The sequence below is a fragment of the Lapillicoccus sp. genome (assembly GCF_025353065.1).
Lineage (GTDB): Bacteria > Actinomycetota > Actinomycetes > Actinomycetales > Dermatophilaceae > Lapillicoccus.
On record NZ_JANXRJ010000248.1, the window covers coordinates 1 to 19,904 of the forward strand.

Here is a 19,904-nt window from a genome sequence, read left to right on the forward strand (position 1 = left end):
CGCATCGACGAGGTCGACCGGGCGGACATCGCGGTGGTCGGAGTGCCGTTCGACTCGGGAGTGAGCTACCGTCCCGGCGCCCGTTTCGGCCCGGCCCACATCCGCCAGTCCTCGCGGCTGCTCCGGCCCTACAACCCCGAGCTGGCGATGGAGCCGTTCGGGGTGGCGCAGGTGGTCGATGCCGGTGACATCTCGTGCAACCCGTTCGACATCGCCGAGGCGATCACCCAGGTCGAGACCGCGGCGACCGCGCTGCTCGCCAGCGCCGGACGGCTGCTGACGCTCGGCGGCGACCACACCATCGCCCTGCCGCTGCTCCGCGCCGTCGCCCGGAGGCACGGGCCGGTGGCCGTGCTGCACTTCGATGCCCACCTCGACACCTGGGACACCTACTTCGGGGCGCCCTACACCCACGGGACGCCGTTCCGCCGCGCATCCGAGGAGGGCCTGATCGACCTCGAGCACTCGGTGCACGTCGGCATCCGCGGACCGCTCTACAGCGCGGACGACCTCCCGGACAGCGAACGTCTCGGCTTCGCCACCATCCACTGCACCGAGGTGGAGCTCCAGGGTCTGGCCGCGGCTGTCGACCGCATGCACGCCCGCCTCGGGGAGGCACCGGTCTACGTCTCGGTGGACATCGACGTGCTCGATCCGGCCCACGCCCCGGGCACCGGCACGCCCGAGGCCGGTGGCCTCACCTCCCGCGAGCTGCTGGTCATGCTGCGGTCCCTCGCCGACCTGGACGTGGTCTCCGCCGACATCGTCGAGGTCGCACCGGCATACGACCATGCCGAGCTGACCGGTATCGCGGCCGGCCACGTCGGCTACGAGCTCTTGTCCGTCATGTCCGCCCGACCAAGGAGTCCCCGTGGTGACTGAAACGACGCCAGGCCCGGCCAAGATCGCTGGGGTAGAGGTCCGATCGATCGACTACGTGCCCCTCAACGAACGGCACGGCAAGGTCTGGAGCCAGGGTCCGCTCTGGTTCATGAGCAATGCCCAGATCGCGACCCTGGCGGTGGGCACGCTCTCGGCCTTCGCCGGCGGCAACCTCGTCTGGTCGCTGATCGCGATCATCGCCGGAGTGCTGGTCGGCACCTTCTTCATGGCCTTCCACTCCGCGCAGGGCCCGCAGCTGGGACTCCCGCAGATGATCCAGTCCCGACCCCAGTTCGGTTACATGGGAGCCCTGCTCGTGTGGGCGTTCGCCTACCTGCAGTACGCCGGTTTCAACATCTTCAACACCATCCTGGCCGGCAACGCGCTGAACACCACGGTCCACGGCTCGGCCAAGGTCTGGATCGTCGTGGCCACCGTGCTGGCCGCGGTCATCGCGCTGGTGGGCTACGACCTCATCCACGGCGTCGAGCGGTGGCTGACCATCGGCTTCCTCGTCATCTTCGGGGTGCTGACCGTCACGGTGCTCACGCTGTCCTACCCGGCCGGCTCGTTCGACCTCGGCGGCTTCAAGGCGACACCCTTCCTCGTCCAGTTCGGGGCCGTGGCCGGCTACCAGATCAGCTGGGCCATCTACGTCTCGGACTACTCCCGATACCTCCCGCCAGGCGTCACCGTCCGAAAGACCTTCTTCTGGACCTACTGGGGTTCCGCGCTGGGCGCGATCTGGCTGATGTGCCTCGGCGCCGCCCTCGCGTCCTGGGCGGGCGAGAAGTTCGACACGATCGCCTCGCTGAACAGCGCCGGCGACCACTTCTTCTCCGGCTTCGGCGCCATCGCCCTCATCTTCTCCACGCTCGGCCTGATCTCGGTCACCGCACTGAACATGTATGGCGGCTCGCTCACCCTGATCAGCGCGATCGACTCGTTCTCCATGGTCCGCCCGACCGTGATGGTCCGCATCATCACGATCGCGATCACCGCAGCGCTCTCCGTCGTCCCGGCGCTGCTGATCGGCGAGAACTTCCTGACCAACTTCGAGGACTTCCTGCTGCTCGTGCTCTACCTGTTCATCCCGTGGACCGCGGTCAACCTCGTCGACTACTACATCGTGCGCCGCGGCCACTACGCCATCGCCGAGATCTTCAACCCGCACGGTCTGTATGGCCGCTGGGGCTGGCGCGGCATCACCGCCTACGTCCTCGGCTTCGCCGTCATGCTGCCGTTCTTCTCGACCAGCAAGTACACCGGCTTCGTCGCCAACGCGCTGAACGGCGCAGACATCTCGCTGTTCATCGGGCTCCCGGTGGCCGGCATCCTCTACTACGTGTTCGCCCGGTCGATCGACGTCGCCGGGGAGACCGTGATCGCGACGACCGAGCAGACCGAGCTGGAGAAGGTGGCCATGCACCACGAGCGCCCCGAGGACGTCCGCTGACGGCCTCGCTGGAGTATGCCGCCGCCGCGTGGGAGACCGCGAATCGCCACCCTTCACCCACGACGACCCGCCCGTGCGGCGAAGTCATCGAGCGCATCCAGTACCTCACGTGACTGCCACATCCGGTTGCGGGCGAACCCGGTGAACTCCCCGAGGATGCCCACCTCGACGAGCGGTCCGATGGCGCGAAGGGCGTTCTGAGCGGTGACGCCGAGCTCGCGCGCCGCCGTGCGCGTGTCGATGACCGGCTGGCGGAGCAGGATGTCCGCCAGCGGCCAAGCCGTCGCCCCTCGACGTGCCGTGATCATGCCCTGCCACCGCTGCCGGATCGCTCGAAGATCGAGCACGAGCCGGCGGCCGTTCGCCAGGGCGGCGAAGGACGCGTTGGCCAGCTGCTCGACGATCGCCGCCGGGTCGCCCTGGCGATATGCCGTCAGGGCGTCGAAGTAGGCCGCAGTGTCAGTGAGCAGGCCGGCCGACACGGGCACCGTCACGTTCCTCGTCAGTCCGTGCCCGCGCAGCATCGCGTGGATGAGCGCGCGGCCGGTGCGGCCGTTCCCGTCCGAGAAGGGGTGGACGGTCTCGAACTGGGCGTGAGCGATCGCCGCCTGACTGAGCAGGGGCAGGTCGGTCCGCCGGGCGAACGTCTCCAGGTCGGCCATCAGAGCCGGCACCCGTTCGTGGTGAGGCGGAATGAACGCAGCCCCGTGCGGTCCGAACGTGTCACCACCGATCCACACCTGTTCCTCGCGCCAGCGGCCAGCGATCTCCGGGTGGACCTCGGACAACAGAGCGCCGTGCATGGCCAGCAACGCGTCGGTGCCGAGACGGTCCGCGAGGGTGAGCGCGGCGACCATGGCGGCGACGTTCCCGACGATCTCCGTCGCGTTGCGCTTGTCCGTGCTGCCGAGCTCGGCCAGCGCGACCGACTTCGCGCCCGACGTCAGGTTCTCGATCCTGGAGGACGAGGCAGACTCCGAACGCAACAGGACCGCAGCGAACGGAGCCACCTCAGCACCCAGCTCAGCGTCGAACCGCGCGATCTCGACCGATGCGTCTTCGGCAAGGGCCGCGACACCGGCTGGCAGAGCAGGCCTCCGGTGGGCGATCTCGGGGACGACGGCGGCGGCATACGGGCCGGAATGCCGTTGTCGAACCCGCGCAGACACCAGATCGGGTGGGATCCTCGACGTCCAGATCCGCTGTTCCCTGCCGATGGCAGGCCACGGATCTGAGACCATGCCTCTACCATACGCTCATAAAACTGCTAAATGAAACTATGTTCCGATCCCGCCGACGGATACGCGCAACTCGTGTTGCGGGCCGCGCCCCGCCACGGCTAGCCGGCCGAGACGGCGGGGCGCGTAACGTCCCGGGCAAGCAAGGGGGTAGCCCCAGGGCGCTGTTACCAATGTACACATATCGGATTTAAGAGACACGGAATCCGAAGATGTTGGCCGGATCGTTCCGTGCACAGGCCCCAGGCGGTCAAGACATCCCCTTGCTCGGTGACGACTACGGACCCGGTCGCGGCGACCCGGGCCGACCCGCACGCGGACGAGCAGTCGACAGCGTCGGCTCGACCGGTCGGTCACTGCTCGGGCCCCCGCGTCGTTGACGGACTCAGCGATAGTGCGCCCTTGACGCGGTAGTGAAGGTGGATGATGCCGTCCTCGCCCTCGACCGTGCGAAGGCGCTCGAGCTCGGTGTGGTGGTGTCCGAGACCATCGAAGAGGGGTTGGCCGCTGCCGAAGAGGACGGGTACGACGCTGATGCAGAGCTCGTCGAGTACTCCTGCGGCCAGGGCGAGTCGGGTGACCCCGACGCCGTGGACGAGGACGTCGCGGTCGCCGGCGGCTGCCTTGGCGCGCGTCATCGCCTCGGTGATGTCGTCGAGGAACATGACGTTCGGGGCAGCGTGGTCCATGTACGTCGAAGGGTCTCGCACGACCCAGAAGAGCGGCACGCCGTCGTGGTGGTCGTTTCCCCAGCCGCCCGTCATGTCGTACAACCGCCGTCCACCGACGACCGCGCCGGTGCTCATGAAGGCATCCCAGACCGTCTTGTTGGTTCCGGTCGGCCCGTGCGGATGATTCATCCACTCGTGGAGGCGCAGTCCGCCGTCGCCGAGCCCGTGGTCCTTCGACTCGTTCGGCCCGGCGGCGAAGCCGTCCAGCGATACCGACATGTAGAGCACCGTCTTGCTCACAGGTTCCTCCGTGTTGTCCTCGTTGTGAGATGAGGACTGCCCGGTGTGGGAAAACTCATCGTGCGGGGTCAGGACCCGCACAGACCCGCTCGAAGAGACGCAGGTAGTCATCGACCATCCGGTCGGCCGCGAACCGGGTCTGCGCGTCGGAGCGGCAGGCGCCCCGGTCCAGCCCGGCGACCCGGCCCACGGCCGCGACGGCCGCGTTCACGTCATCGACGAGAAATCCCGTAACGCCGTCGCGCACGAGCTCCGGCATCGACCCGCGCGGGGTCGCGACGACGGGCGTGCCGGTGGCGAGCGCCTCGACGACGGACAACCCGAACGGTTCGTCGAAGTCGATGAGGTGGAGCAGCGCCATCGCCCCGCCGAGCAGGGCGTCGCGTTCGACGGGACCCACCGGCCCGGCGTACGTCACGGCACTGCCGTCCACCCGCGGCGCCACCATCGCCTCGTAGTACTCGACATCCTGGACGATGCCCGCGATCACCAGTGGTGTGCCGCTTCGGCGCGCCACCTCGATGGCGTGGTGGGTGCCCTTGTCGGGGTGGATCCGGCCGAGGAAGAGCAGGTAGGACCCCGGCCCCGGCACGAAGGTGAAGCGGCCGAGGTCGATCCCGTGGTGGATCGTCGCCGCGTAGTGCAGGTCCGGGCTGCGGTCGGCGTCGCTGATCGAGACGTAGTGGGCGATGTCGTCGTAGGCCCGGTAGACGGGCAGGATCGCCGGGGACGAGAAGCCGTGGATCGTCGTCACGACCGGCGTCCGGACGAGGCGGCTGTAGGTGAGCGGCATGAAGTCGAAGTGGTTGGCGATGACGTCGAACCCGCTCGCCGCCTCGAAGACTGCGGCGTTGTGCAACCCCTCCCACACCTTGGCGTCGACGCTGCGGTCCTCCTCGTAACCAGCTGGCGCCGTCGCGTGCAGCCGGGACGCGGTCTCCGAGTCGGCCGTGGCGAAGAGGGTGACCTCGTGCCCGCGCGTGACGAAGCCCTCGGTGAGGGTCGAGGCGATCTGCTCCCACGGGCCGTAGGAGAGCGGTGGCAGACGGTGCGCGATGGAGGCGACGACGGCGATTCGCACGGCCGTCCCCTTCCCGGCGCCGACGGCATACCGGCCCGAGAGAGGCCACGCGCGTCGGTCCCAGGCGCACACTACGCGCCGGGGTAGGGGGGTCCTTCGGTGCTACTCTCCAAGACATCGGCAGCCCTGACTGGACAGGGCCTTTCTCGGACGACGACGTTCCCGACTGACCTTCCCCGGGCGACTCCCGGGTGGAGTACCCGCAGCGCATCCTGCGCAATCGGACGGCCTCAGTAAACGGCTGTCGCGCACGGCGCCGCGCTCGGCGCACGTTCTCGGGAAGGTCCACCGTGACCACCTTCGGCATCCTCAGCACCTATCCCCCCACCCAGTGCGGCCTCGCCACCTTCAGCGCTGCGCTGCGCGCCGCCCTCCGCAGCCCCACCGACCTCGTCGACATCGTCGCGGTCGTGGACGCCAGCGAGATCCCGCGTATGCCGGTCAGCCCGGTCAGCCCGGTCAGCCCGACCTCCGCCGTCGATGACGGACCCGTCCACTACTGGATCCGTGACGAGCCCGGCGGTGCCGCGCGCGCCGCGAGCCGGCTCAACGGCTACGACATCGCGATCGTCCAGCACGAGTACGGCATCTTCGGGGGACCCGACGGGGCCGACGTGCTCGACGTCGTCCGCGACCTCGACGTCCCGGTGGTCGTCGTCCTCCACACCGTGCTCACGACCCCGACCCTGCGGCAGCGCGCCATCCTCGATGAGCTCGTCCTGCGCGCCAGCGCCGTCGTGACGATGACGCACACGGCGCGGGAACGCCTCATCGAGCACTACGTCGTCACCCCCGACGACATCCACGTCGTCCCCCACGGAGCGCTCGACTCCCGGCCCGCGGCCGTGCTCGCCGCTGCGGATGCTGCGGACACCGACCACGGCCACCTCGCGGACGACCGCCCGACGGTCCTCACGTGGGGGCTCCTCGGGTCCGGCAAGGGGATCGAGTGGGCTATCGAGGCGATGGCCGGCCTCGGCGACCTCGACCCCGCCCCCCGCTACCTCATCGTCGGCGAGACGCACCCCAAGGTCGTCGAGTTCGAGGGTGAGCGCTATCGCGAGGGTCTCGAGAGCCGGGTCCGCGACCTCGGGCTGGAGCACGTCGTCGAGTTCGACGCGCGCTACCTCACGACGGCCGAACTCCACGACCTCGTGGGGCAGGCGGACGTCGTCCTGCTCCCCTACGACTCGCAGGAGCAGGTCACCTCCGGGGTGCTCGTCGAGGCCGTCACCGCGCGGCGTCCCGTCGTCGCCACCGCGTTCCCGCACGCCCGTGAGCTGCTGGCCAGCGGCGCCGGGCTGCTGGTCGACCGGCAGAACCCCGACGCGATCGCGGCGGCCGTCCGGCGGGTCCTCACGGAGCCCGGACTCGCCGCCCGGATGACGGCGGAGGCGACGCGGATCGCTCCGGAGCTGCTGTGGCCGGCGGTCGCGGACCAGTACCGCCAGCTCGCGGCCATCGCGCTCGGCATCAACCTGCACGACAACCGCATGGGCCTGGACGACGACCGGATGAGCGCGTGAGCGGTGGGCCGATCAGCTTCGAGCACCTGGCGCGTCTCTCCGACGACATCGGGATCTTCGAGCACGCCGAGCTCACCGCACCACGCCCCGAGCACGGCTACTGCGTCGACGACGTCGCCCGGGCCCTCGTCGTCACGACCCGTGAGCCCGACCCGTCGCCCGAGATGCTCGCCCTCTCGCGGGTCTACCTCACGTTCCTGGCCGACGCCCAGATCCGCAACGGGCGCTTCCACAACCGCCGGTCCACCGACGGCAGCTGGACCGACCAGCCCGGGATCGGCGACTGGTGGGGTCGAGCCCTCTGGGGTCTGGGCACCGCCGCCGCACGCTCCCCCCTGTATGCCGCGGAGGCCCTACGTCTCTTCGAGGCCAGCGCGGACTTCCGCGCGCCGTGGTCGCGAGCGATGGCGTTCGCGGCGCTGGGCGCCGCCGAGGTGCTGACGGTCCACCCCGAGCACCGTTCTGCGCGAGCCCTGCTGGAGAACGCCGCCCGATTCATCTGCACGCCCCCGATCACCCCGGAGTGGCCCTGGCCGGAGCCACGACTGCGCTACGCCAACGCCGCGCTCCCGGAGGTGCTCATCGCCGCCGGGTCGATGCTGGAGCGACCGGAGTGGACCGCGCTGGGTCTTCAGATGCTCGGGTGGCTCCTGGACGTCGAGACCGCCGGCGACCACCTCTCCGTCGTCCCGACCGGCGGCTGGTCCGCCGGTGAACCACGACCCGGTTTCGACCAGCAGCCGATCGAGGTCGCGGCCCTGTCCGACGCCTGCGCCCGGGCCTTCAGCGTGACCGGTGACGTGGCGTGGCAGGACGCGGTCGCGCTCTGCGCCGCGTGGTTCGAGGGTGCGAACGACGCCGGGGTCTCGTTGCGCGATCCTGTCTCCGGCGGTGGGTGCGACGGTCTGGAACCGTTGGGGCGCAACGAGAACCAGGGCGCCGAGTCGACCCTGGCGCTGCTCTCGACGCTGCAGCAGAGTCGACGACTCCTCGTCCCCGCGTCGTGATCCGGACCGACGTCCTCGCCCGACGGGGATCGCTCCACCTCCGCGCCGACCCGTCACGCGTCCTCGCCCGGCCGTTCCTGCCGGGGCAGGAGATGCTCACGGAGGGCATCTCCCGGGCGGACGCCGTCGTCCGGCGGGTCGTGGCCCTCTCCGAGGACGAGGTCACCAGGGCGCTCGCCGCCACCCTGAGCTCGTTCTCCGACCGGCACCCCGACCTGCTCGCCACCTTCCGTGAGCACTTCGCCCTGGTCGCCCACCGCATCCCGCGCGGGGCGAGCATCTCCCTCGACCGGGCCGACCTCATCGGGGCCTTCTGCACCCAGGAGTACGCCATCGAGGGGGCCGCCATCTGCAACCCCTCCATCGTGGCCGACCCCTCGCAGGAGGACCTCGCCCCCGGCGAGCTGCGGTTCATCATGAGCCTGCGGGGGATCGGCGAGGGTCACCTGTCCACCATCGGGTTCCGCCGCGGGATCCTCGGACCCGACGACAGGGTCAGCCTCGAACCCGCGACCCGCGGCATCGACACAGGAGCGTCCACCCCTTCGACGATGTCGCTCCACGCCCTCCGGCAGGCCCTCGGGACCCTCGGTGACGCCGACGCCGCCGAGAGCGTGCTCAGCCTGCTCCCCGACGAGTTCACCCCCGACGACCTCGAGAACGCCCTCGCCCTGAGCGAGCGCGACACGCTCAGCCGATCTCGCACCGACGGCCTCATCGACCGCATCCGGCGTCTGGTCTCGAGCAACTACCGGGTCGTCTTCCCGGACGACCTCGACCTCTCCGCGCGCGTGCTGCACCCGGTCAGTCCCGCGGAGTCCCGGGGCATGGAGGACGCCCGGTTCACCGGCTTCGTCGGGTCGGACGGAGCCGTGACCCACTACGCGACCTATACGGCATACGACGGCTCGACCATCGCTCCGCACCTCATCCAGACCGACGACTTCCGGACCTTCTCGGTGCGCCAGCAGACCGGCAAGCCCGCCACCAACAAGGGGATGGCGCTCTTCCCCCGACTCATCGACGGTCGCTTCCGGGCCATCTCGCGGTGGGACCGCGAGAACGTCAGCGTGGCCAGCTCGGCGGACGCCCTCCACTGGGAGGACCCGGTCGTCGTGCAACGGCCCCGTCACGCCTGGGATCTCGTCCAGCTCGGTTCCTGCGCCTCGCCGCTCGAGACCGCCGACGGGTGGCTCGTCATCACCCACGGCGTGGGACCGGTCCGCACCTACGCCCTCGGCGCGATCCTGCTCGACCTCGACGACCCCACCAGGGTGCTCGGCATCCTCGACGAGCCGTTGATGACGGTCGAGCCCCTGGACCGTGACGGTTACGTGCCCAACGTCGTCTACTCCTGCGGCGCCCTCCTCCACGGGTCGACCGTGGTGCTTCCCTACGGCTGCAACGATGCGAGCATCCGCTTCGCCTTCGTCGACCTGCCGAGGCTGCTGGCCCGGCTCACGACGCCCTAGCCCCCGCTCGGCCTCGACGCGGCGGCCCATTGTTCCGAGGCGGCCCATTGATCCGGGGCGGCAGACTGGAGCCATGACGCCCGACCTGCCCCGTGTCGAGCAGGTGCACGCCCTGCCTCACCACCTCACGATGACCGTGCCGCAGGACTTCACCGACGCCAACGGGCACATGAACATCGCGCGCTACCTCGAGGTGCACAGCACCGCAGGCTGGGTCGCGTATGCCGCCTGGGGCCTCGGCGAGGACGTGGCCCTCCGGGGTGGCCCGGCCTCGTTCGATGCCGAACACCACTTGCGCTACCTGCACGAGGTCGGCGCCGGCGACGAGATCGCCGTCTACGGGCGGGTGCTGGCGCGCTCGCCGCGGGCGCTGCACTACATGCAGTTCCTCGTCGACCGGACCACCGGCGTCCTCGCCAACACCTTCGAGACCGTGTCGCTCAGCATCGACCTCGCGCAGCGGCGGACCGTGGACTACCCCGCCGAGATCGCGGCGCGCCTCGACGCCGAGATCGCCGTCCACGCGGCCCTCGACTGGGCCGCGCCCGTCTGCGGCGCGATGGGCGTCCGCGGCTCGGTCACCAATGCCCCTTCCGCTTGAGTCGGAGTCGAGCCACTCGACTCCCCGTGCACGGGGAGTCGACCTCGTCGACTCCGAGTCGAGCGGCGCCGGAGGCGTGCCCGATCTCGACATGCGCCCGCGCAGCCACATCGACAGGATGGGGCCATGGCCACCGACGACCCCGACCGGACCACCTCTGCCAGCCCTGACCGGCGACGGGCCATCGGCCGACGGAGCCTGCTCGTCGCGGCCACCGCCGCGACCGCCGTGGCCGCGACGGCAGCCACCTCCGGGGCGGCATACGGGGAGGCGCTGGGGACGGACGGCCACGGCGGACCGAGCGGCCGCGGCGTGCGGTGCGGCGCCGACGTCGCGGCCGCTGACGACTGGAAGGTGTTCTCGGGCAGGAAGATCGGCATCATCACCAACCCGACCGGTCTCGTCCGCGCCGGGCTGACGAGCATCGTCGACGTCATGGTCGCGTCGGGGAAGGTGCAGGTCGGCGCGGTCTTCGGGCCGGAGCACGGGTTCCGCGGCACCGCACAGGCGGGCAGCTCGGAGGGGACCGACGTCGACGAGCGCACCGGTGTCACGGTCTACGACGCCTACGGCGCCACCGTCGAGACGTTCGAAGGCTTCTACGCCGCTTCGGGCATCGACACCGTCGTCTTCGACATCCAGGACGTCGGCGCGCGGTTCTACACCTACATCTGGACGATGTACACCGCGATGGCCGCCGCCGCGCGCAGCGGCAGGGCCTTCATCGTCCTCGACCGGCCCAACCCGGTCGGTGGCTCGGCGCGCGGGCCGGTCCTCCAGGACGGGTTCACCTCCGGCGTCGGCCTCGAGAGGATCGCGCAGCAGCACGGGATGACGGCGGGAGAGGTCGCGCGCTATTTCAACGGTGAGTTCCTGCAGCGGGCCGCGGGCGCCACGGTGACCGACCTCCAGGTCGTCCCGCTCCAGGGCTGGTCTGCGCGCAGCCTGTTCGCCGAGACCGGCCTGCCGTGGATCCTCCCCTCTCCCAACATGCCCACCTCCGACACGGCTCTGCTCTATCCCGGGACCTGCATGTTCGAGGCCACCAACCTGTCCGAGGGCCGCGGCACCACCCACCCGTTCGAGCTCATCGGCGCACCCTACGTGGACTACCGGTGGACCCAACAGCTTACTGCCGCAATGCTGCCCGGCGTGGAGTTCCGTGAGGCCTACTTCACCCCGACCTTCTCCAAGAACGCGAACCTGGTCTGCGGCGGGGTCCAGGTGCACCTCACCGATCGCAGCCGTCTCGACGCGATCCTCGTCGCGACGACGATGCTGACCACCCTGCGCGACCTGTATGCCGCCTTCGACTGGCGCGGCGACGCCGGCCGGTGGATCTCCCTCCTCACCGGCTCCGACCGCTTCATCACGATGTTCACGGCCGGCGCCTCCGCGCAGCAGATCGTCGCGGCGTGGCAGCCGGAGCTGCGCGACTTCGACCGCGGCCGGCAGAAGTACCTCCTCTACCGCCGGTGATCCGCCGCGACTGCGGCGGCATACCGATCACGCGGTGTCGTGGGCCGCATCACTTGACGCAGGGGATGCCGCCACCGGTCAGCTCGGACAGGTCGGTCGGCGCGGGGTTCGACGCGGCCGGCACGGGCGTCACGCCGGCCACCGGGAGGGGCGCGGTCGTCGCGGACGTCCCCGTCCCCGACGGGGCGCTGCTGCTGGTGCCGCTCGACGTCGAGGTGCCCGAAGCGCTTCCCGCCGGCGCGAGCAGGGCCTTCACCGTCGCCCGGACCTTCGCGACATCGACGAGGTTGACGTCCTCACCGCGCTTGTTCTTGCCGAAGCCCTCGACCGGCAGCGTGTAGAACGCGACGTTGCCACCGGCCATCTGCGACGCCTCGCTGGCGAAGGACAGCAGGTCGAGGCCGGAGTCGATCGCGGTGTTCTGCTTGACCACGTCGAGGATGCCGTTGAGCTTGATCGGGTTGCCCAGCGTCCCCGCCTGCTTCAGCTGCGTCGCGAGAGAGGTGATGAACGCCTGCTGGCGACGCTCCCGGTCGAGGTCCGTGAAGTTCAGCGAGGGGTGCTTGTTGTCGCGGCGCTGCCGGACGAAGGCCAGCGCCTGCTGGGCGTTGATCTGCTGCTTGCCTGCCTTGAAGTCCGCACCGGAGTAGCTGTCCTGGGTGTCGTTGAGCACGCACACGGTGATCGGCTGCACGACCTCGGCGAGCTGGTAGAACGCGACCATCGTGACCTCGACGAAGTGGTCGACCTTGACGTCGAGGAAAGCCTCGACCGTCCGGATCTGCGCCTTTCGCCCGGCGTCGCGCGACTGCTGCAGCCGCTGCTGCGCGGACAGCCCGGTCTCGCCCGAGATACGGCGCGCCTCCTGGTCCGTCGCCAGACCGTAGGCCTGCTTGATCTTGCCCGTGCAGTAGTTGTCGGGACACCCGACGAGGTCCACCTGGTCGTCACGGGGAATGCTGATCTCGGTCGCCTTGCTGCCGTCGCCGGGGATGTGCAGGAGCATCAGCACGTTGGAATTCAGTCCGCCGTCCGACTGGTCGCCGGCGTGCAGGGCCTCGTAGATGTCGGCGGGCAGCGGGTTGCCGTTGACGTCCACACGACTGTCCAGCCCCATGATCAGGATGTTGACGTCGGGCTTCGGGCCCTCGGCCGCCGTGGTGGGCGACGCGCCCGCCGTCGGCTGCAGGATGTCCGAGGTGTGGATGCCGGTCTTCAGGCTGAAGTACTCGTAGCCCACGAACCCGACGCCTCCGACGAGGACCACGACGAGGATGCTGATGACGGTCCATCGGACGCGGTGCGATCCGGTCGGCCGGTGACGCGCAGCCATGCAGGGGTCCATCCTTAGGTGTTCGAGGTCAAGAAGGAACAGTCTCGGGTCCCATCCTGTGAGTGTGCTGCCCGTGCGCTGCACACGCCACTCCCGTCTCACCGCCCCGCGCCCCACCGCACGAGTCCCGCGCCGCGGGTATTGAATACGTTCCATGACCACCACTCCAGAGTCGGAGACCCTGACCGACGTCGTCCCCACCACGACCGGCCCGGTGCGAGGCACCGTCCAGCACGGGCTCGCGGTCTACCGCGGCATCCCGTATGCCGCGCCCCCCTTCGGCCCGCTGCGGTTCCACGCCCCGGCACCCCACGAGCCGTGGATCGAGCCGCGCGCGTGCACGGCATACGGAGCGACCGTCCCCAAGCCCCCTTACCGCGAGTCGGTCTCCGACCTGCTTCCCGAGCCGGAGATCCCGGGTGAGGACTGCCTCAACCTCAACGTGTGGCGGCCCGAAGACCCCTCTGCCACAGGCCTGCCCGTCTTCGTCTGGGTGCACGGCGGCGCCTTCCAGAACGGCTCCTCGGCCGTCCCAGTCTATGACGGCGCGGCCTTCGCGCGCGACGGCGTCGTGGCCGTGACGATCAACTACCGCCTCGGCGTCGACGGCTTCGCCCACCTGCCGGGCGCCGTCGACAACCGCGGCCTGCTCGACCAGATCGCCGCCCTCGAGTGGGTGCGCGACAACATCGCCCGCTTCGGCGGTGACCCCGACAACGTCACGATCGCCGGCGAGTCGGCCGGCGCGATGAGCGTCACGACGCTGACGGCGATGCCTGCGGCTCGCGGCCTCTTCCGCCGGGTCATCGCCCAGAGCGGCGCCGGCCACTACGCGCTGCGACCGGAAACAGCGACGAAGGTCACCACCGCCCTCGCCGAGGAGCTCGGTGTCGAGCCCACGACCGAGGGCCTGGCTGCCGTGCCGATCCCCGACCTGCTCGCGGCCCACGACCGGCTCGGGCTGCGGATCGCCGGCAACCCCGACCCGGCCCAGTGGGGCGAGATCGCCGCCAACATGATGATCTTCGAGCCGGTCGTCGACGGCGACACCCTCCCCGGTCTGCCGTATGCCGTCCTCGCCGCCGGAGAGGGCGCTGACGTCGACCTGCTCATCGGGAGCAACGACGACGAGCACGCGCTCTTCCTCTACCCCGTCGTGGGCGGCATCGACGAGGCCCGCGTGCGGGGGACGCTCGCCGCCTTCCGGGCCACCCCGGACGCCTACGAGACCTATGTCGCGCAGACCGGGTCCGATCGGCCCGGGGACGTGATGACCGCAGCCCTCACCGACTGGTTCTTCCGGATGCCCGCGATCCGCCTGACCGAGGCGCGGGCTGCCCTCGGAAAGCCCTCTCACGTCTATGAGTTCGGCTGGAAGACGCCGGTGATGGGTGGGGTGCTCGGGGCCTGCCACGCCCTCGAGATCGCCTTCGCGTTCGACACCATCGACGCGCCCGGAGGTCGCGGGATGGTGGGCGACGCACCGCCACAGGCCCTCGCCGACGACATGCACGCGGCCTGGGTCGCGTTCGCCTCGACCGGCGACCCGGGCTGGCCGGCCTACGGGGACGCGCGCCGCACCCGCCGCTTCGGCGGGCACGACGACGGCGCCGTCCTCGACGACCCCGACCGTGAGCGGCGCGAGGTGTGGGCGGACCGATGACCTCCCTCGACCGATTCCTGCTCACCGGACGGGTCGCCGTGGTGACCGGCGGCACCCGCGGCCTCGGGGCGGGGTTCGCCCGCGCGCTGGCCGAGGCCGGCGCCCGCGTCGTCATCGGCGGCCGTGACGAGGCGGCCGGCGCGGAGATGGTCGCGACGCTCGCGGACGACGGCCTCACCGCCGAGTTCGTCGCCGGCGACGTGACCGAGGACGCTGACGTGGCAAGGCTGCTCGCGCGGACGCTCGAGGTCTTCGGGCGGGTGGACGTGCTCGTCAACAACGCGGGCGCCTGCGTCCACGCCCCGGCCCTCGAGGTGACGGACGCGGACTGGCAACACGTCATCGACGTCAACCTCACCGCCGTCTGGCGCGTCGCCCGGACCTTCGGGCGGCACTTCGTCGCGCAGGGCGCCGGCTCGATCGTCAACATCGGCTCGATGTCGGGCATGATCGTCAACCGCCCGCAGTGGCAGCCGGCATACAACGCCTCGAAGGCAGCGGTCCACCACCTGACGCGCAGCCTCGCCGCCGAGTGGGGACCGGCGGGGGTGCGCGTCAACGCGCTCGCCCCGGGCTACATCAAGACCGACATGTCACCGGTCGACGATCCGCAGTTCCGGCGGCAGTGGATCGAGGACGCCCCGCTGCAGCGCTACGGCACGGTCGAGGAGCTCGCCCCCGCGGTCGTCTTCCTCGCCAGCGACGCCTCGTCGTTCGTCTCCGGGTCGGTCCTCGTCGCGGACGGCGGCTACACCGCCTTCTGAGGTCGGCCCTCAACCCCTACCGCAGGAGGCACCCCGTGCTCTGGCTCTTCGACATCAACGAGACCCTGCTCGACCTCGCGCCCGTGGAGGCCGTGCTCCAGGACGCAGCCGGGCGCCCCGGGTCCGCGCTGCTGGACGTGTGGTTCGACACGCTGATCCAGACCGCCCTCACCCTCACCGCCGCCGGCCGCTACGAGGACTTCGGTCGACTGGGGGCCTTGGTGGCCGCCGACGTGGTGGACCGCGCCGGCGGCACCTGGGGGGACGAGGCTCTCGCAGCACTGCGATCGGCTTTCGGCTCACTCCCGGCCCACGCCGACGTCGTCCCGGCGTTCGACGCCCTGCGGGCGCGGGGCGACCGGCTGGTCCCCTTCGGCAACTCCCCCCTGGCGACGATCGAGACGCAGCTGCGCGGGGCCGGGCTGCTCGACCTGGTCGACGACGTCGTCTCCGTGGAGATGGCCGGGATGCTCAAGCCGTCGCCGCTCGCGTACGCGACCGCGCTCCAGCGCCAGGGGGCGACCGCAGACGAGGCGGTGATGGTGGCCGCCCACGGCTGGGACGTCCTCGGGGCCGCGTGCGCCGGGCTGCGGACGGTCTTCGTCACGCGCGACGGCCGACGCGCACTCCCGGTCGACCCGAGGCCGAGCGCGACGGTCACGGCCCTGACCGAGCTGGCCGGGCTCAACGAGCTGACCCGCTGCTGACCCGCTTCTCACCCCTTCTGACGCGTAGCCTCCCCGCGATGGAGGTGGCACCGCCGTCTGAGGTCATTCGAGGTCGAGGAGATCGACGAGCGGCAGGCGCTCGGTGACGCCCGGCACGGACGTGGCCCGCCGGACGTACTCGAGAGCGGGAGGCCAGCTCACGACGAGCCGGTCGCCCCCGTCGCGATAGCGGACCGAGCTCACCGTCTCTACCTCGACGAGATGGAAGCGTCCGATTTCGGGATGCCAGCCGAGCCGGTCCCCGACGGCGGCGGCATAGGCGTGCTGCGCATCGACGTCGGTCTCGGCGCGTGCCGTCGCCCGCACCGTGACCTCGCCCTCCGCGCCCTCCAGGTCGGTGACGACGCCGCGCACGAGGATCGGACGCCCGGGCGGGAGGTCGCACGCCTCGAGGGTGAGCCACCGCGTGGAAAGGAGCAGCTTCCCGTCACGCAGGAGCGGCTCGGCCGGAGTCTCCCGAGGGGTCCCGTCGTGCCCGGTCGTCACGAGGAGCAGCAGCCCCGGGTCGAGCAGCCGGGTCCGGGCGCGGCTCGCCAGTCGTGGTTGGCGGCGCTCGAGGTCGGCCCAGCGCATCGTGCTGTTCTACTCCCGACTTCCACTCCCGACCACCCACCCTGCGGCAGGCCGCCGGTGTGACCGTTCTCGCGACGCGGCCTTGCGCAGGGTTACCCGTCGGTAGCATCATGGTCTCTACCGGCCGGTAACCTGAGCGCTCCACCGCGGGTTGACGGGCCGACGCAGACCGGCAAGCGCGGCAGACGCGACCGACACGGCATACCGACCAAGGCAGGCGAGCACCACCATGGGCCACTACAAGAGCAACGTCCGCGACCTCGAGTTCAACCTCTTCGAGGTGCTCGGCCGCGGGGCCGTCCTGGGGCAGGGGGCCTACGCCGACGTCGACGAGGACACCGCCCGCGAGATGATCCACGAGGTCGCGAGGCTGGCCGAGAACGAACTCGCCGAGAGCCTGCTCGACTCCGACCGCAACCCGCCGGTCTACGACCCCGCGACGCACGAGGTCGCGATGCCCGCGTCCTTCAAGAAGTCGTATGCCGCCTACGTCGAGTCCGGCTTCTGGAACGTCGACGTGCCGGCGGCGCTCGACGGCACGGTCGTCCCGCCGTCGTTCAAGTGGGCCCTCAACGAGATGATCCTCGGCGCCAACCCCGCCGTCGGGATGTATGCCGCGACCTACTCCTTCGCCAAGCTGCTCCACCTGTTCGGCACCGACGAGCAGCAGAAGCTGGCCAAGCTGATGGTGGAGCGGCACTACGGCGCGACGATGGTCCTGACCGAGCCGGACGCGGGCTCCGACGTCGGCGCCGGCCGGACCAGGGCCGTCCAGAACGCCGACGGCACGTGGTCGATCACCGGGGTCAAGCGCTTCATCACCTCGGCCGAGCACGACCTGTCCGACAACATCATCCACTTCGTGCTCGCCCGACCCGAGGGCGCCGGCCCGGGCACCAAGGGCCTCTCCCTCTTCATCGTCCCGAAGTACCACGTCGACCTCGAGACCGGTGAGCTCGGTGAGCGCAACGGCGCCGTCGTCACCAACGTCGAGCACAAGATGGGCCTCAAGGTCTCGACGACCTGCGAGATCACCTTCGGCGACAGCACGCCGGCCATCGGCACCCTCTTCGGCGACGCGCACGACGGCATCGCGCAGATGTTCCGTGTCATCGAGCACGCCCGGATGCTGGTCGGCACCAAGGCGATCGCCACTTTGTCGACGGGCTACCTCAACGCCCTCGACTACGCCAAGCAGCGCGTCCAGGGCCCCGATCTCGCGCAGCAGGGTGACAAGACCGCGCCACGCGTGACGATCACCCACCACCCCGACGTCCGCCGCTCGCTCATGCTGCAGAAGGCGTATGCCGAGGGGTTGCGTGCGCTCGTCCTCTTCACCGCGACGCAGCAGGACGCCGTCGACCAGGCGCAGCTCGCCTCGGGGTCGGAGGAGCTCGAGAAGGGCTCCGCCGCCGACCTGGCCCGGCGGGTCAACGACCTGCTGCTGCCGATCGTCAAGGGCCTGGGCGCCGAGCGGGCCTGGGTGCTCCTCGGCACCGAGTCGCTGCAGACCTTCGGCGGGTCGGGCTTCCTGCAGGACTACCCGATCGAGCAGTACGTGCGGGACGCCAAGATCGACACCCTCTACGAGGGCACGACCGCGATCCAGGGCCTCGACTTCTTCTTCCGCAAGGTCGTCAAGGACCGGGGCGTCGCGCTCGGCGCCCTGGCGATGCAGATCCAGGAGTTCGCCAAGGACCTCGGCGCGACCGGTGGGGCGCTCGACCGCGACCGCGGGCTGCTCGGGCAGGGGCTGGCCGACGTGCAGGGCATCCTCGAGTACCTCGGGGCCGAGGCGTTCAAGAGCGACCCGCGCACCGGTGGCGACCCGAGGAACATCTACAAGGTCGGCCAGAACACCTCGCGGTTCCTGCTCGCCGCGGGCGACCTCATCGTCGGCTGGCTGCTGCTGCGACAGGCGGAGGTGGCCACCGAGGCGCTGACCTCGAGGGGCGAAGCGCTCTCCCAGGCCGACCGCGACTTCTACACCGGCAAGGTCGCGGCGGCCCAGTTCTTCGCCCGCAACGTGCTGCCGAGGCTCAGCGCCGAGCGCGCCATCGCCGAGGCCACCGACAACGCCCTGATGGACGTCCCCGAGTCGGCCTTCTGACCCGGGCGACCCCCACCCCTGCGTTCCGAACACCCGTTCTACGCAGTCTGAGGGCCGCCGGACCCACGAACCTTCATAAAACGTGTGTTCGGAACGGGGTGAGGGGTCAGAGGTCCTCGGTCCGGCGCTCCTCGACGATGCGACGGTCGAGGCCGGGGTCGGTCGGGTCCTGCTCGATCCGGGTCCGGCGCTCGACCCGGTTGTTGTTGAGCACCTTGGGGTTGGCGCGCTGGTAGTTCTGGATCGTGCCGAACACCAGCGCGAGCACGCCGCCGACGATCAGGATGTAGCCGAGGGTGTCGAGGTTGTTGTGGAGGTACTGCGTGTCGAGGGTCGTGAAGCTGCAGACCGCCCCGACGACGATGAGGAACACTCCGAGACCGATACCCATAACAGCTCTGCCTTTCTGAAGCCACGGCAGCGGAGGGTAGACCGCGTGCTCGTGGTGTCGACCACAGCACCAGGACGACAGCGCCAGAATAGGACATACCCGTCAGGGTGACCTGCGACACAACAGCGCCAGATCGATCATCGTCGCCAGCCGTCGACCTCGAGCCGCGAGATGGCGAGGCCCCACGGGCGGCAGGCGTCGGCGAGCAGCCGCTGAGCGTCCCGCTCGATGTTCTCGGACTGCGCCTAGGCGTCGGCCAGCGTGTGGGCCGAGACGAAGCTGCGCAGGGTCGTCATCAGCAGCTGCTCCACGCCGATCCGATAGTCACCGATCTCGTATGCCGCCGCCCGCGTGTCGGTCACCCTCCAAGTCACTGCGCACACGAGGAGCTGTTCCTGCCCGTCGGCCGTGGCGAACGGCCGCTCAGGTGTCCGCAGCGTCTCCTCCCGCGTCGACACAGGGGTGCGAAAGCGGTCGACGAGCGGCACCACGAGGTGGACCCCCGGGCCGGTCATCCGCACGAAGCGGCCCAGCCGCTCGACGGGCACCTCCACCCCGGGGGGCACGATCTTGACCGCGAACAGCAGGACGGCGACCACGATGAGCACGACGACGGTCAGGCTGTAGAG

At 70.3% G+C, this 19,904-nt stretch carries 18 protein-coding genes; 11 read left to right on the plus strand and 7 right to left on the minus strand.

Going from position 1 to position 19,904, the window contains the following annotated elements; translation table 11 throughout:
* On the plus strand, positions 1–882 hold an 882-nt coding region (gene speB, locus Q0R63_RS18210; protein WP_295700485.1), incomplete at its 5' end, for an agmatinase.
* On the plus strand, positions 872–2,338 hold the full coding sequence (locus Q0R63_RS18215) for a cytosine permease (RefSeq protein WP_295700486.1): 1,467 nt from the start codon (positions 872–874) through the stop codon (positions 2,336–2,338). The genes speB and Q0R63_RS18215, both read left to right, overlap by 11 nt.
* 53 nt (positions 2,339–2,391) lie before the next feature.
* Here Q0R63_RS18215 and Q0R63_RS18220 read toward each other — a convergent pair whose 3' ends face one another.
* From Q0R63_RS18220 to Q0R63_RS18230, 3 genes are all read right to left on the minus strand, one after another.
* Positions 2,392–3,507: a Fic family protein gene (locus tag Q0R63_RS18220; protein ID WP_295700490.1), complete on the minus strand. Its 1,116-nt coding sequence runs from the start codon at positions 3,505–3,507 to the stop codon at positions 2,392–2,394.
* Positions 3,508–3,929: 422 nt separating this feature from the next.
* Complete coding sequence (locus tag Q0R63_RS18225; protein ID WP_295700493.1) at positions 3,930–4,547, minus strand: dihydrofolate reductase family protein; 618 nt, start codon at positions 4,545–4,547, stop codon at positions 3,930–3,932.
* Positions 4,548–4,602: 55 nt separating this feature from the next.
* Positions 4,603–5,628, minus strand: coding sequence for a glycosyltransferase family 4 protein (locus tag Q0R63_RS18230; RefSeq protein ID WP_295700495.1), 1,026 nt, complete (start codon positions 5,626–5,628; stop codon positions 4,603–4,605).
* A gap of 290 nt (positions 5,629–5,918) precedes the next feature.
* Between Q0R63_RS18230 and Q0R63_RS18235 the strand changes: the two genes are divergently transcribed.
* From Q0R63_RS18235 to Q0R63_RS18255, 5 genes are all read left to right on the plus strand, one after another.
* Positions 5,919–7,154, plus strand: coding sequence for a glycosyltransferase (locus Q0R63_RS18235; RefSeq protein ID WP_295700497.1), 1,236 nt, complete (start codon positions 5,919–5,921; stop codon positions 7,152–7,154).
* Complete coding sequence (locus tag Q0R63_RS18240) at positions 7,151–8,161, plus strand: glycosyltransferase (protein WP_295700500.1); 1,011 nt, start codon at positions 7,151–7,153, stop codon at positions 8,159–8,161. The genes Q0R63_RS18235 and Q0R63_RS18240 overlap by 4 nt, the downstream gene beginning before the upstream one ends.
* Positions 8,158–9,633: a glycoside hydrolase family 130 protein gene (locus Q0R63_RS18245; RefSeq protein WP_295700501.1), complete on the plus strand. Its 1,476-nt coding sequence runs from the start codon at positions 8,158–8,160 to the stop codon at positions 9,631–9,633. The genes Q0R63_RS18240 and Q0R63_RS18245 overlap by 4 nt, the downstream gene beginning before the upstream one ends.
* A gap of 73 nt (positions 9,634–9,706) precedes the next feature.
* Positions 9,707–10,234 (plus strand): thioesterase family protein, encoded by a 528-nt coding sequence (locus Q0R63_RS18250; protein ID WP_295700505.1) that lies wholly within the window; start codon positions 9,707–9,709, stop codon positions 10,232–10,234.
* Between the two features lie 126 nt (positions 10,235–10,360).
* Positions 10,361–11,713: a DUF1343 domain-containing protein gene (locus tag Q0R63_RS18255; protein ID WP_295700507.1), complete on the plus strand. Its 1,353-nt coding sequence runs from the start codon at positions 10,361–10,363 to the stop codon at positions 11,711–11,713.
* A gap of 49 nt (positions 11,714–11,762) precedes the next feature.
* Here Q0R63_RS18255 and Q0R63_RS18260 read toward each other — a convergent pair whose 3' ends face one another.
* Positions 11,763–13,046, minus strand: coding sequence for an LCP family protein (locus Q0R63_RS18260; RefSeq protein WP_295700508.1), 1,284 nt, complete (start codon positions 13,044–13,046; stop codon positions 11,763–11,765).
* A gap of 154 nt (positions 13,047–13,200) precedes the next feature.
* On the opposite strand from Q0R63_RS18260, the gene Q0R63_RS18265 reads away from it, so the two are divergent.
* Genes Q0R63_RS18265 through Q0R63_RS18275 form a run of 3 tightly spaced genes read left to right on the plus strand, consistent with a single transcriptional unit; the run spans position 13,201 to position 16,180 of the window.
* A complete protein-coding gene (locus Q0R63_RS18265) occupies positions 13,201–14,709 on the plus strand; it encodes a carboxylesterase family protein (RefSeq protein WP_295700510.1) in 1,509 nt (502 codons plus the stop codon).
* Positions 14,706–15,473 carry a glucose 1-dehydrogenase gene (locus tag Q0R63_RS18270; RefSeq protein ID WP_295700513.1) on the plus strand — a complete coding sequence of 256 codons (768 nt, stop codon included), beginning with the start codon at positions 14,706–14,708 and terminating at the stop codon, positions 15,471–15,473. The genes Q0R63_RS18265 and Q0R63_RS18270 overlap by 4 nt, the downstream gene beginning before the upstream one ends.
* A 35-nt stretch (positions 15,474–15,508) precedes the next feature.
* Entirely contained in the window at positions 15,509–16,180 is a 672-nt protein-coding gene (locus tag Q0R63_RS18275; protein WP_295700514.1) for a haloacid dehalogenase type II, read from the plus strand.
* A gap of 63 nt (positions 16,181–16,243) precedes the next feature.
* Here the strand turns inward: Q0R63_RS18275 and Q0R63_RS18280 are convergent, their stop codons facing one another.
* Positions 16,244–16,774 (minus strand): hypothetical protein, encoded by a 531-nt coding sequence (locus tag Q0R63_RS18280; protein ID WP_295700515.1) that lies wholly within the window; start codon positions 16,772–16,774, stop codon positions 16,244–16,246.
* A gap of 229 nt (positions 16,775–17,003) precedes the next feature.
* On the opposite strand from Q0R63_RS18280, the gene Q0R63_RS18285 reads away from it, so the two are divergent.
* Positions 17,004–18,884, plus strand: coding sequence for an acyl-CoA dehydrogenase (locus tag Q0R63_RS18285; protein WP_295700517.1), 1,881 nt, complete (start codon positions 17,004–17,006; stop codon positions 18,882–18,884).
* A gap of 106 nt (positions 18,885–18,990) precedes the next feature.
* Here Q0R63_RS18285 and Q0R63_RS18290 read toward each other — a convergent pair whose 3' ends face one another.
* Positions 18,991–19,275: a hypothetical protein gene (locus Q0R63_RS18290; RefSeq protein ID WP_295700518.1), complete on the minus strand. Its 285-nt coding sequence runs from the start codon at positions 19,273–19,275 to the stop codon at positions 18,991–18,993.
* 245 nt (positions 19,276–19,520) lie between these two features.
* Positions 19,521–19,904, minus strand: a 384-nt coding sequence (locus Q0R63_RS18295) for an SPFH domain-containing protein (RefSeq protein ID WP_295700520.1), incomplete at its 5' end; no start/stop codon positions are given.